The sequence below is a fragment of the Fimbriimonas sp. LA-C6 genome (genome assembly GCF_055398105.1).
The window spans coordinates 3,831,735-3,843,936 of the sequence record NZ_AP038796.1; the positions used below are offsets into that span (position 1 = coordinate 3,831,735).

Below are 12,202 nucleotides of genomic sequence, written 5' to 3' on the forward strand. Positions count from 1 at the left end.
TCTGGTGTAAGAATTGGTGGCAAAAACAGCTGTGGGGGACACAAAACCGCTAAGAATCTTACAAATGTGCTCAAGCAGCGCCACTTCTGGGGCGGAGCGTCACGTTTACTCGCTCTCTACGAAGCTTAAGAGGCGGGGTCATTTTGTCGAAGTTCTTACGCCGAGTGCAGGTTGGCTTACAACTATCTTAGAGTCAGACGGCATCCCTGTTCACAACATTCGGATGAAGGGAACCGGTTGGTTGAGGACGATGGCTTTCTCGGCTCGCGAGGTTCGCCGTCACAAGATCGACGTGGTCCACACGCATCTTACGCGATCAGCTTATATTGGACACGCACTTGGACTCCTCACAGGTGTGCCGATTGTTACAAGTGTTCATATCGCGAACCATGATCAGATTTATCGACGACTGGCTCGTAAGAAGAACCGTCTGGTTGCAGTATCTAACTTTGTAGCCGGCATGTTGCACGGTCAAGGTGTTCCTAAGGGCTTCATTGATACCGTCTATAACGGAACAGACTTTGTGGATATTGAGCCTACAGCGACTTCGGATCTTGCGCTTGATGAGTTTGGCCTTGACGCGAGCAAGAAGATTGTTGGGCTTATCGGGAAAGTTTGCCGCGATAAGGGTCAAGTTGAGCTGATCCATGCGATGGGAGCGCTTAAGAGCGATTATCCAGACGCCCATCTGTTACTAGTTGGTCGGGTGGATGAGCAGTTTAGACCTGAGGTTGACCAGGCAATCGCGGACAGCAACATGGGAGGTCGAGTGACTATCACTGGCGTTCGGCATGACATCCCCCGTCTGTTGGACACCTTTACTCTGAGCACTCTTCCTAGTTACATGGAGACGTTTGGCGTTGCGGCGATAGAAGCCATGGCTCGGGGTAAGGCTGTTGTTGCCAGCAAAGTGGGCGCGTTGCCTGAAGTAGTGAGGCACGGCCAGACGGGTCTGCTGGTTGATTTGCGTCCTGAGAGCATTGCCGAAGCGGTGAGTTATCTGCTTTCTAACAACGAGATTAGAGAAGAGATGGGCCGCGAAGGTCGGCGAACCGTTGAGCAGAAGTTCACGATTAGTGAAATGGCGAATCGGTTTGAAGATGTGTATGTCCGTGCTATTGGACGGTGACCCTTCCGCGCGGGGCCCGAAAGGGTTTTGTTCAATTAGTACAGCATTTTGATGATCAGATTGGGCAAAAGACCTGCCACTGCAATGCCGTAAAGTGCGTCTAACCAGACTACTGAGCCGAGCGCTCCGATGTAGATTAGGCAGACAATCGGCATGCCAAAGACCTTAGTGAGAACCGAGGTTCCAGGTGAAGTGATGTCCGCCCAGATTGATTTTGCATCTCCGGTACTTGGGAAGGCATGCATAGCAATAGACACGCCGAGCCACATGAGGAAATAGTCTAACAGGTCTCCTCCGCCAAACTTTAGCACCGGAATCGCTGCCGGTGAGGCAATGATTGCGCCTACAACCGTGTTGACAAAGAATGGACCTGTCCCCACAAGGATGTGTTGCCAGGTGTGTTTGGCTGGGCCATGAATTACGTAGCCAGCAGGTTGTCCGAAAGTGCTGAATTGGAAGTACTTGATCGCATAGATGTCGATTCCAAAGAGCTTGCAGAAGAGGGCATGGGCAAATTCGTGGACGATGACTCCTGGGAATGTGGCCCAGGTGATGAGGAAGCCGGGAATCACTGAGCGCCTCCTTCCACATTTACAGAGTTTGGTCCTTTGGGGAAGTAGGATTCAATGGCAGTGAGTTTCTGGTTTTCCTCTTTTGAAACTTTGATTCCATCGAAAGTAGCTAGGATGGTAGCTGCTTGCTGGAACTGAGCGGACTTTGCGTAGCAGAGGGCTAGGTCCATTTTGACTTGATGCGATGTAGGGAACTGTTCAGATAGGGGTTTTAGAAGTTCAGCGGCTTCCTTGTTCTTTTCCGCACCCATCAGACTCTGAGCCTTCTCATATTGAATACCTAGACTTATGGCGCCAGGAAGCCGCACGAGAGCAATACCGAACACCACGATGGTGAGGATGACGGCCACTGAGATGGGTGGTGGAAGAGGGAAAAGGTGGATTGGTTCCGGCTTGGGAGGCTGAAAGGGGTCTTCAGCAGTAACCACTGGCGGAATTTGTGGGGGAGGCGTACCGGGATTGCTCATGGATAGTACTCTTGCAATCCGAAATCATACCGTTTGCTTGGGTGATTTACGTAAATCACCCAAGCAATATTGAAGAGTTACCTGTCGATTTCGCCGAGAACGATGTCGATGGATCCGATGATGGCGATCACGTCGGAAAGCAGACGTCCTACGGCCAGTACTTCAAGGGACTTGAGGTTCATGAAGGAACTCGGACGCTCGTGCCATCGATAGGGGCGGTTGCTACCGTCGCTGATGATGTAGAACCCTAGTTCGCCTTTCGATCCTTCAATTCCGGCATAAGCCTCACCTACGGGAGGGTGGTAGCCCTCTGTAAACAGCTTGAAGTGGTGGATGAGCGATTCCATTGAGCTGTCTAGCTCTTCGCGTGGAGGAGGGGAGATCTTTCGGTCGGTGGTTCTCCAGGGACCTTCTGGCAATCCGTCAAGGGCTTGCCGGATGATCTTGCAGCTCTCCTTCATCTCGGCATTGCGTACCAAGAATCGGTCGTATACGTCACCGCGATCACCTACTGCAATCTGGAATTGAAAATCTTCGTAGCTGCTGTAGGGCATGGCCTTGCGAAGGTCAAACGGAATACCGCTTGCTCTCATGATGGGTCCACTGCATCCGAGGGAGAGGGCCTGTGCTCCGGTGAGAACACCTACATCGTAGGTTCGCTCTTTCCAAATTGGGTTGCTCACGAGGAGGTTCTCTACGACCTCTAACTCGCTAAGGAATCCGGCTAGAAACTTATTGAGCCTCTCTGCAAAGCCATCTGGCATGTCGCCTCGGAGTCCACCTGGCACGATCCAGCTTGGCATCATGCGGACGCCAGCGAACATCTCGAACATGTCGAGAATCAGTTCGCGCTGCTGCATGAGATAGAAGAAGGGGGTCATCGCGCCCAGGTCTAGGGCGTGTGTGCCCAGCCAGACGAGGTGGCTGGCGATTCGGCTTAATTCTGCAAGGATGACCCGGAGGTATTGGGCTCGTTTTGGAATCTCGCAGCCGAGAAGCTTTTCAACCGCTAACGCATGGGCGAGGTTGTTGCCATTTGCGTTGAGGTAGTCCATTCGGTCGGTCATCGGCACGCACTTGTTGTACTGCTGATACTCGGCCTCTTTTTCCATGCCTGTGTGAAGGTATCCGATGACACACTTGCACTGAATGATCGTCTCACCCTCAAGTTCGCAGATCACTCGGAGAACGCCATGGGTCGATGGGTGCTGGGGACCCATGTTGACGATCATGGTGTTCTCTCCGGCCCGTTGGAAGACCGTTTCCGTTGACGGCATGAAGGTGTGAGTGGACATGATAAAAGACTCCCTAGAGGCTACCTGAATTGGCCACAGATAGGAGCCATCCGACTTCTCGAACTTGGAAACGATCCGGTGGAATTTGCCAAGTGTCAGGGGTTTGGCCCGCGGATTCTCGGAGTGTAGCCTATGGGGCGACCTTTCGGTCACCCCAAAATGTTAGCGAAGCTAGGGCGTTGTGTCTTGTTTACTAATACCGCCAGCGTTTTGGGTGGAGGTGCCCTCTGCGCCTGGCGGGGCTTTCGTTGTGCTCTTAATAGACGCTGCATTTGGTGTGGAATCATCTTTGTTTCCACAACCAGAGCATAGGGTTGCCCCAAGGACGCATGCAAGATATACGTACTTTTTCATCTTATTTGCTTCTGTCGGGTCGGAAGAATGCGTGGTAAAAGACCTGTGTTGCTGTGTCGCAGTATCCGTCTGGACAGTTTCCACCCCAGTAGCCGAAGCCTTGTCCGGTTGACGTTGGATAAACCCTATTGTACGGATCAACGCTCCAACTGTCGTACCCAGCACTTGCCCCTCCGCTGTCTGCAACTGCGTTTGTACCCACTTTCTGGAACTTGGCTGAGGTATCAGCGTGAACGATGATCGTTCCTCCTTGGAATGCCCAGACTTTATAGCCAGAGTTGAAGTTGCCCCATCCAGCTGTAGTTGAGCCCCATCCAGTGGTGGCTGTGCCTTGTGGCATGCCGCCTGGATTGAATCGGCAATCACCTGCTGAGGGGCAGACTAGTGATGGATTAGCAGCTGACCTGCCTACTAGTGAAGTATTTCCCATGCCTCCCCAAAGCAGCACTGCGACAGATGGTGAGTTAACCGCTGTTCCACTGTAAGTGTGCATAAGGCCGTTCATCGTGAGACCTACTTCCGCGGGTCGAACGCCTGGTGTGAATGATGAGTCGATGGTAGTTTTGCTCTGACCTGGATAAGCATAGAGCCCCCAGTTCTTGATATAGGGCTGAATTGAGTTTGCCCACTGACATTGAACCTGAGCAACTATGTCTGCTCCGTCCCATCCTCCGGTGTTTACAACATTTGCTGGTGTTGGGTGAACCGTGCCTGTTCTCCAGGTTCCGGCCGCACGTTGTGAGTAAGCCATTGGATATATATCGTCGGAGTCAGTCAAATATATGGCAATGCCAGTACCCATCTGCTTAGTGTTACTAAGAGCCTGAGTTTTCTTTGCGGCTTCTTTAGCCTGCGCAAAAACCGGGAAGAGGATTGCTGCGAGGATTGCGATGATTGCTATAACCACCAGCAATTCAATGAGTGTGAATGCTAATCGTTTCATATAATTTCCTGTTGCCTTGTATTCCAAGGCCGAGATGATTGTCAGCCGTGCGATAGAGGTATCTCCATCTAGCAACTCTCACATGCTAGGGCTACTGCATGCTTGAGGTTTGGCAACAAGAAATCAATATTTATTCGACGTGTCGATTGCTAAGAACTACTCATTTTCTTAACAAGAAAATTCCAAAAACTTGGAAATAGGACCAATCTGGAAGAAGAAAAGGGAAGGTTTGGCCGCAGAACCGCGGCCGGAGATGAAAACACTGAAGAGGGTCAGCGGCCGCTTACTTCAGTGGAGCCCGTGCGGCCCTCGAAGCTTTCGCCTGCGTGAGGTTTGGCCATGTCTTCCACGGCTGGACCACGGCTTCCACCGTCGAACAGGACATCCTCTCCGCCGAGCGGATACTCTTTGCGTAGTGGGAAGCCTGCCCAATCGTCAGGAAGCAGGAATCTCTCTCCAGGACGCATCTCGTTGCCCTTGAACACGATTCCGAACAGGTCGGATATCTCGCGTTCTGGGTATTCCGCACCCATATAGGCTGGGATAGCCGATGGAATAGTTTGGCCGTCGTTTACGCCGACCTTCACAAAGATGCGAGAGTTGTGCTTGAGGCTGACGAGATTGTAGACCACTTCAAAACGCTCTTCCAGGTCTCGTTCGTGGGTCCAGGTGCTGTAGTCTGCACCGACACACTCTACGAAGTACGTGTACTGAAGATCTTCGTCGTCACGGAGAAACTCTAGAACTTGAACGATGTCGTTTCGGTTGACGCAGAGGAAAGTCTCTTCTCGGTAAGTTTTGACCTTCAGGAGTGAGTCCGCAAACTTCTCTCGGACTTTTGCGACTTCGAGCCGCTCTTCACCAAGCATTGGGACTGGCATTAAAGGCTGGCTCCAACGGCAGTTGTGCCGAGTTTTTCTGGTGCGATGGTGGTTGTCTCATCCCAATCGATAGCTCCGACTCTGATTGCATAAACGTAACCGATAACCCAAGTGGTCATGTAGCCAAGAAACTCTAGGAAGCTAAACACCATGAACTCCGTGTCTGAACCTTTGAACACGGTCATCCAACTCCATAGGAAGACGACTTCGATATCGAAGAGGATGAACAGGATGGCTACGAGATAGAACTTGATCGGGAATCGTTCGTGGGTATCTCCCACTGGCTCCACACCGCACTCGTATGGGGCGGACTTGTATGGAGTCTGCTTCTTGGGACCTAAAACCCAGCAGATGGTGACCATCACGCAGCTAATGATGGCTGCGATTGCGATGAGCACTAAGATTCCGATGTATTGACCCTGCATCAGGTTTTGATATTACCGGAGGAAGGGGTTCGCGCTTTACAGAACTCGCCGTGATTTGCAGAGATTTACCGTCAATTTTGGATGTAGATAAGGCCAGACACCCGGACTTGGTACGCTTAGGCAGATGGCTTTTCCAGATCTGATTGCACCGCTGCTTGCGTGCAAAGACTTCACGCCCGAACAGGCACAAGAACTTATGCGATTCCTCATGAGTGGGGAAGCCACGGACGCTCAGATTGGTGGCGTATTGTTGGGCCTCAGGGTGAAGGGGTGCAACACGCGTGAACTAGCTGCCTTTGCGACGGTTTTGAGGGAAATGGCATCCACGGTTTCGAATAACTATGAAGACTTAGTGGATACATGTGGGACTGGTGGAGGTATCCCGAGCTTCAATATCAGCACTGCATCAGCCATTGTCGCAGCCGCAGCCGGGGTGAGGATAGCAAAGCACGGGAATCGAGCGGTGACCTCGGTTTGTGGAAGTGTCGATGTTTTAGAACATCTGGGCGTGAAGCTGGCCGGTGACCCCGAGCAATTGCTTCATTCGTTGGAAACAAAGGGGATTGTTTTCATGTTCGCTCAGACTCACCATGTTGCTGTACGGCATGTTGCAGCAGCCCGGAAACAGCTGGGATTCCGAACAGTCTTTAACCAGCTGGGACCACTTGCGAATCCTGCGGGAGCGAAGCGCCAGATCATTGGAGTGTTTGAGCCTGGTTTGATGCGAAGCATGGGCGAGGCCCTCAACCTTTTGGGCTCGACACGATCGTTCTTGGTCCACGGCAAGGACGGCCTAGACGAGATTTCGCCTTGTGCTCCGACAGAGGTCGTAAAGGTTTGGCATGGCAAGGTTTCGAACGAGACATTTACGCCTGAAGATTTCGGTCTTAAACCACTAGATCCTTCGGCGTTGAGCCCTGGAGCGACACTTGAGGAGAATGCTCAGATATTGTTGGAAGCGATTAGCGATATTGAATCACCCCGAAGCCAGGCGATTCTTCCGAGTGTCGCCGCTGCAATCGTCCTTAGCGGCATTGAGGAGTCGTTTATTGAGGCCACGGAGCGAGCGAAAGCTGCGATCCGGTCCGGCGCTGCTGTTCAAAAGCTTCGTGAGCTTTCTAATGGAGATGAAGACCTGTGAGCGTTCTTGCCAAAATATTTCATAGAAAGAGCGAAGAGGTTCTTGCAGCAAAGGCGAAGGTGTCACCTACTGAAATTGAGAAGCTGGCAGCATCGTCCCCGGAGCCACGGGGTTTTCGAAAAGCTCTCGCTGAATCTCCTCGTAAGGTCTCATTGATCGCGGAGGTCAAGAAAGCGAGCCCCTCGAAGGGGTTGATCCGACCCAACTTTGACGCTGCAGTGATTGCCAGAACGTACGAAGAGGCTGGGGTTACTGCTCTGAGTGTTTTGACAGACGAGCACTACTTCCAGGGCAGCGCCCAGAATTTGATTCTTGCTAAGGCTAATACGGCCTTGCCTTGTTTGCGAAAGGACTTTATCGCCGAGCCCTATCAGGCTTATGAAGCTCGCGCTTGGGGAGCCGACGCGGTTCTGTTAATTGTTGCAGGGCTCCAAGATGAAGCTCTTCATGATCTCCATGAACTCGCCACACAGAAGCTCGGGATGGATGTTTTGGTCGAAGTGCATACGGAAGAAGAATTAGAGCGCGCAAAACGACTCAATCCTTCTCTGATAGGAGTTAATAACCGAGATCTAGCAGATTTCAAGACCGACCTAAACATAAGCCGGAACCTGTTGCCGCTTATGCCTGACGGGGCTGTCAAGGTGAGCGAGAGCGCTCTTGAAACGTTTGCTGACATCGAACTGGTAAGTGAATGGGGCGCACGAACGGTGCTCATTGGGACTACATTCTGTGCGGCAGAAGACATCGGCCAGAAGGTTAAAGAGGTGATGCATTGGTAACGCGGGTTAAGATCTGCGGATTGACGAACGCCGCCGATGCTGAGCACGCGATCGATATGGGAGCCGATGCTCTTGGGTTCATTTTTGAGCGATCAAGCCCCCGCTTCATTGGAGATGGCGAATTGCCGTGGATCAGCGTTCTGCCGCCTATGCCCATCAAGGTGGCGGTATTTGGGCGAGTGGATCGTCCGGTGGCGAAGGGACTGTTTGATGTGATTCAGGGAGTTGAGTGGGATGTTTTTCCAGAGCCGTCGCCTAAACGGATCCATGTGATTCGCATGCGCCCGACTCAGTCAGCTCGGGATGTCATGCAGACCGTGATTCATGCGTCCGCCGTTCTTCTCGATGCTTACTCAGACAAAGAGTATGGTGGCAGCGGCAAAACGGTGAACTGGGAGCTAGCGCAGGAGATCGTTGCGCTTTCCAATGTTCCTGTGATCCTAGCTGGCGGCCTGACTCCTGACAACGTCGCAGATGCCATTCAGATCGTAAAGCCTTTTGCCGTGGACGTGAGCAGCGGTGTGGAAGAGCGTCCGGGTGTTAAGGATAGCCACAAAGTGCGCGACTTTATTCAGGCCGCAAAGGGCGTTTAAAAAATGCGGGGACGTTGAAAGGAGAGCAAAGAACGCCCCCGCAAGGCTTCCACCAAGACCTTGTTCTTCTTTTTTAGCGAGATTTCCTCGCAACCGAGAACTCCAGCCCCTTGGTTCCTGTTGGGATTATATACGTTTAACGCGTAAAAGGTGTGATGATTCTTGTTGCGTTTGTGTCTGCAAATACCAGGTATCCCAAGAAATTGGGAAATCGTCTACTAAACTTACGCCGCGACGCACCTACAGGTACTCGTACCGGGTTGTGGTTTGTAAAGACTGATCGGCCCGTTTTTTGCACCCGTAGGTATACTCCGACTCCAACCAACGAAGGGAGGTGTGCAGCCCTTGGCCGCCGCCATCGAAACTAAGAAGCTCACGAAAAGCTATAAATCCCGCCAAGCCGGCAAGATCAACGTTGTTGAAAGCCTCGACCTCCATGTGGAGGAAGGGGAAATATTTGGCTTCCTCGGCCCTAACGGTGCCGGTAAGACAACGACAATCAAGATGTTACTAGGCATCATCTATCCAACTTCTGGTGAGGGCTATGTCCTCGGTAAAGAAATTGGCGACATGGATGTGCATCGTCTCATCAGTTATCTGCCAGAAAGGCCCTACTACTACGAACATATGACGGGCCCGGAGATCTTAAAGTTCTACGGCTCCCTTTTCGGTATCAACGATAAGGCCAAGTTCCAGGCGCTTCTGGAAAAGGTTAACCTCCATCGCGACCAGACGAAAACGATCTCTCAGTACTCGAAGGGTATGCAGCAGAGAATTGGTCTAGCCCAGAGCTTGATCAACGATCCTAAGCTATTGTTCTTGGACGAGCCAACCGGTGGTCTTGACCCGATTGCGCACCGAGAGATTCGCGACCTCATCCTTGGCTTCCGCGACGAAGGCAGAACTGTGTTCATCTCTAGCCACGAGTTGAGCGAAGTTGAGCTTATCTGCGACCGAGTTGCCATTATCAACAAGGGCGTCATCGAGCGCCAGGGCAAACTGACAGACCTGCTACGCGGTGGAAGAATTGAAATCACCGTGGACGGAGTACCTGAGCAGTTCCTGAAGGATATGCAGATTGCCGATGGCAATGTGCGTAACCTGCCTGTTGGATTCCTTCTAGACGTTCCAGAAGAGAACGACCCTAACTCCGTGATTGATGCCGTTCGCAATGCGAAGGGAACAATCATTAGTGTCGTTCCTCGAAGAAAGCGACTGGAAGATCTCTTTGTCGAAACGGTCACCAGCAAACCCCGTTCGACTCAAGCTGCCGAGGGCGCACCGAAATGAGACCGATTCTTGCAATTGCCGGAACAACCATTGGCGAAGCAATTCGCCGAAAGGTTTTGCTTGTCATCTTGCTTATCGGCGTTCTGATCTTGTTCATTGCGCCAGGACTTGGCGTTTTGTCCGCACGATCCGAGACGGTTGTTTTGAAGAGCATGATGCTCGGAATTATCCAGCTGGTAAGCGCACTGATTGCAGTCGTTCTTACCGTCTATATGATTCCGAACGAGATTGAGCGACGAACGATCTACACGATCCTTTCTAAGCCTGTGCAGCGCTGGCAGTTCTTTGTCGGCAAGTATCTGGGCGCGATTGGAGCGTTGGGTCTCATGATGGCGCTAATGAGCGTGGTCATGGTCCTCATGTTCTTCTTCCAACAGAACAGCAAAGATCTCACGAGTGCTGCCGAGTTGCTAAAAGCACCTGCGATGTACTTCATCCAGATGTGTCTGCTTGCAGCTGTTGGAATCTTCTTCTCGACTTTTGTTTCGCCACTGGTTAACTTCTTCCTGTCGGGCGGTCTGTACTTGCTGGGAACGGTCTTCAATCCGTTCTTCCAAACCATGCAAGAGAACAGCACGACTCCTGCTGTAGCAAAGCTTTTCGCAACGATTGTTAATACGATCCTGCCGAACTTTTCTAACTATAACGTTCAGAACCCTCTGATCAATCCTAACCAGACGATTCAGAACGAGTCGACTTACTACCTGCAAGTGACGATCTATGGACTGTTCTATATCGGAATTTTGTTGGTAGGCGGCATTCTCGTGTTCGATAGAAGAGAGGTCTAAGTTATGAGCAGTCTAAGGACAACGCTATTTGGAATATTGGCGGTTTGCGCTCTGGGGCAGGGTGTGCTCCAGCGCGGTCTTGGACCGCAACCTCAGACTACGGATTTTGAGAAGGTGCCGCTGGCAAACGGCAAAACGCTCAAGCGTCTAAAAGCTGGTGTTCAGAAGCCAGCCATGTGGGGCCTTGGCAGCCACTGGTCTTCTGACTTCAACCAGAACAAGGGCGTGATGAACGCGACCGGCCTCTCGCCTGACACCTTCCTGTTCGCGCTCTCCGGTTTCCGAGAGATGATCGCGGGCATCTTGTGGGTTCGTGCAGATGCTTTCTTTGACACGGGTAACTACGATGCGATTCTGCCAATCATCCGATTGGTAACGATTCTCGATCCTCACCAGATCGACGTATTCGCTACGGGTATGTGGCACATCGGTTATAACTTCACCGATGAAGAGCAGCGGTCCGACCGAAGGTACATTCCATCGGCTCTAGCACTTGGAAAAGAAGGTTGCGAGCAGAATCCTGAAACGTACGAGATGTTCTTTGAGACCGGTTGGCTCTGGTATCACAAGATCGACGATAACTACGAAAACGCAGTGAAGTGGTTTATCGAAGCTCAAAAGCGCACGGATATGATTCCTGCGCGAAAGAACCTTTTGGCCATGGCGTACCAGCGCGATGGAAAGCCTGAGAAGAGTATCGAAACCTACTTCTCATTGCACGATACAGCGATTGCTGAGTTTCAGAAGGACAAGTCCTTTGGTAACGGCCAGATTGCGCAGACTCTTGAAGGCAACATAGACACCAACTTGGTTCGATTGGTCCAGCGCGGTGAAGTTGCCAAGAAGGAAGGTCGCTCGCTCGTTGGTTACGACGTGAGTCCCCCCTTCGATGTCAACTTTAGCGTCAAAGCTACGGTTGTGGAAGCAGGCGTTATTCGGTTTGAAGGAACTTGGGGAGTTCAGCCCGTTGGTACCCGTATTCGCGTGGTGCTGAAGGATTCGAATTATCCTGAGGGAACTCCGGCAGGAATGAACTGGGATGGTTCCAACAGCGTGAACCTCGATCCTCCGAAGGATAAAACCTTTATGCAGGATCAGCTCTTTGTACGAAACCGACGGTTTAACCGTAAGGTCGACATGAGCAAGGACCCCACGATGTATCCGTTCACATCGCCTACTTACGATGTGGAGTTCTACTACAACCCTCGCAGCGCTCCTCCGCACATCCAGGACAAGTTCTCCTGGAATGGTGAAGGAATGACCGATAGTCACTTCCTCAACACCAATGTTCGACCGGGACAGCGAGTGGTTTACTGGAAGGGAACCCTCACACGAGACCAGATCAAGCGCCGCGGTGAGTGGCAGGATAAGGTCCCTGTGCTGAAGAGTCCTAACTACGTAGAAACCAAGCAGACCTACGATAAAGACGACACCATCTTGACGATTCCATCGTTGAGAACGGACGGATCCAAGTAGTCTCTCGCTTACACATTCAGGAAAAGGCACCCCAGGACAACCTGGAGTGCCTTTTCTGTTTTAGTT

The 12,202-nt window shown here is 51.7% G+C and carries 13 protein-coding genes; 7 read left to right on the forward strand and 6 right to left on the reverse strand.

Annotated elements, in window-relative coordinates; all coding sequences use genetic code 11:
* Positions 1–64: 64 nt before the first annotated feature.
* On the forward strand, positions 65–1,129 hold the full coding sequence (locus tag ACZ51B_RS17595; RefSeq protein ID WP_464294648.1) for a glycosyltransferase family 4 protein: 1,065 nt from the start codon (positions 65–67) through the stop codon (positions 1,127–1,129).
* Positions 1,130–1,164: 35 nt separating this feature from the next.
* Here the strand turns inward: ACZ51B_RS17595 and ACZ51B_RS17600 are convergent, their stop codons facing one another.
* The 6 genes from ACZ51B_RS17600 to ACZ51B_RS17625 form a co-directional block, all read right to left on the reverse strand.
* On the reverse strand, positions 1,165–1,701 hold the full coding sequence (locus ACZ51B_RS17600) for a DUF3267 domain-containing protein (protein ID WP_464294649.1): 537 nt from the start codon (positions 1,699–1,701) through the stop codon (positions 1,165–1,167).
* Positions 1,698–2,168, reverse strand: a complete 471-nt coding sequence (locus tag ACZ51B_RS17605; protein ID WP_464294650.1) for a tetratricopeptide repeat protein — start codon at positions 2,166–2,168, stop codon at positions 1,698–1,700. Before ACZ51B_RS17605 ends, ACZ51B_RS17600 begins: the two co-directional genes overlap by 4 nt.
* Positions 2,169–2,245: 77 nt before the next feature.
* Positions 2,246–3,463 carry an NADH dehydrogenase (quinone) subunit D gene (nuoD, locus tag ACZ51B_RS17610; RefSeq protein ID WP_464294651.1) on the reverse strand — a complete coding sequence of 406 codons (1,218 nt, stop codon included), beginning with the start codon at positions 3,461–3,463 and terminating at the stop codon, positions 2,246–2,248.
* 355 nt (positions 3,464–3,818) lie between these two features.
* Positions 3,819–4,760 (reverse strand): prepilin-type N-terminal cleavage/methylation domain-containing protein, encoded by a 942-nt coding sequence (locus ACZ51B_RS17615; protein ID WP_464294652.1) that lies wholly within the window; start codon positions 4,758–4,760, stop codon positions 3,819–3,821.
* Positions 4,761–5,032: 272 nt separating this feature from the next.
* On the reverse strand, positions 5,033–5,641 hold the full coding sequence (locus ACZ51B_RS17620) for an NADH-quinone oxidoreductase subunit C (protein ID WP_464294653.1): 609 nt from the start codon (positions 5,639–5,641) through the stop codon (positions 5,033–5,035).
* Positions 5,641–6,066, reverse strand: a complete 426-nt coding sequence (locus ACZ51B_RS17625) for an NADH-quinone oxidoreductase subunit A (RefSeq protein ID WP_464294654.1) — start codon at positions 6,064–6,066, stop codon at positions 5,641–5,643. Before ACZ51B_RS17625 ends, ACZ51B_RS17620 begins: the two co-directional genes overlap by 1 nt.
* 124 nt (positions 6,067–6,190) lie before the next feature.
* Here ACZ51B_RS17625 and trpD point away from each other — a divergent pair, with 124 nt between their 5' ends.
* The 6 genes from trpD (at position 6,191) to ACZ51B_RS17655 (ending at position 12,136) form a co-directional block, all read left to right on the forward strand.
* Complete coding sequence (gene trpD / locus ACZ51B_RS17630; RefSeq protein WP_464294655.1) at positions 6,191–7,207, forward strand: anthranilate phosphoribosyltransferase; 1,017 nt, start codon at positions 6,191–6,193, stop codon at positions 7,205–7,207.
* Positions 7,204–7,989 (forward strand): indole-3-glycerol phosphate synthase TrpC, encoded by a 786-nt coding sequence (gene trpC, locus ACZ51B_RS17635; RefSeq protein WP_464294656.1) that lies wholly within the window; start codon positions 7,204–7,206, stop codon positions 7,987–7,989. Before trpD ends, trpC begins: the two co-directional genes overlap by 4 nt.
* A complete protein-coding gene (locus tag ACZ51B_RS17640) occupies positions 7,983–8,582 on the forward strand; it encodes a phosphoribosylanthranilate isomerase (protein WP_464294657.1) in 600 nt (199 codons plus the stop codon). The genes trpC and ACZ51B_RS17640 overlap by 7 nt, the downstream gene beginning before the upstream one ends.
* Before the next feature lie 345 nt (positions 8,583–8,927).
* A complete protein-coding gene (locus ACZ51B_RS17645) occupies positions 8,928–9,872 on the forward strand; it encodes an ABC transporter ATP-binding protein (RefSeq protein ID WP_464294658.1) in 945 nt (314 codons plus the stop codon).
* Positions 9,869–10,660 (forward strand): ABC transporter permease, encoded by a 792-nt coding sequence (locus tag ACZ51B_RS17650; protein WP_464294659.1) that lies wholly within the window; start codon positions 9,869–9,871, stop codon positions 10,658–10,660. The genes ACZ51B_RS17645 and ACZ51B_RS17650 overlap by 4 nt, the downstream gene beginning before the upstream one ends.
* A 3-nt stretch (positions 10,661–10,663) precedes the next feature.
* Complete coding sequence (locus tag ACZ51B_RS17655) at positions 10,664–12,136, forward strand: tetratricopeptide repeat protein (RefSeq protein WP_464294660.1); 1,473 nt, start codon at positions 10,664–10,666, stop codon at positions 12,134–12,136.
* Positions 12,137–12,202 lie beyond the last annotated feature (66 nt).

What these genes read in the sequence shown, in the direction of transcription:
- ACZ51B_RS17605 (WP_464294650.1), bottom strand. Translation starts at nt 2,168, where the DNA reads ATGAGCAATCCCGGTACGCCTCCCCCACAAATTCCGCCAGTGGTTACT.
- ACZ51B_RS17650 (WP_464294659.1), top strand. Translation starts at nt 9,869, where the DNA reads ATGAGACCGATTCTTGCAATTGCCGGAACAACCATTGGCGAAGCAATT.
- ACZ51B_RS17595 (WP_464294648.1), top strand. Translation starts at nt 65, where the DNA reads ATGTGCTCAAGCAGCGCCACTTCTGGGGCGGAGCGTCACGTTTACTCG.
- ACZ51B_RS17615 (WP_464294652.1), bottom strand. Translation starts at nt 4,760, where the DNA reads ATGAAACGATTAGCATTCACACTCATTGAATTGCTGGTGGTTATAGCA.
- trpD (WP_464294655.1), top strand. Translation starts at nt 6,191, where the DNA reads ATGGCTTTTCCAGATCTGATTGCACCGCTGCTTGCGTGCAAAGACTTC.
- ACZ51B_RS17655 (WP_464294660.1), top strand. Translation starts at nt 10,664, where the DNA reads ATGAGCAGTCTAAGGACAACGCTATTTGGAATATTGGCGGTTTGCGCT.
- ACZ51B_RS17625 (WP_464294654.1), bottom strand. Translation starts at nt 6,066, where the DNA reads ATGCAGGGTCAATACATCGGAATCTTAGTGCTCATCGCAATCGCAGCC.
- nuoD (WP_464294651.1), bottom strand. Translation starts at nt 3,463, where the DNA reads ATGTCCACTCACACCTTCATGCCGTCAACGGAAACGGTCTTCCAACGG.
- ACZ51B_RS17620 (WP_464294653.1), bottom strand. Translation starts at nt 5,641, where the DNA reads ATGCCAGTCCCAATGCTTGGTGAAGAGCGGCTCGAAGTCGCAAAAGTC.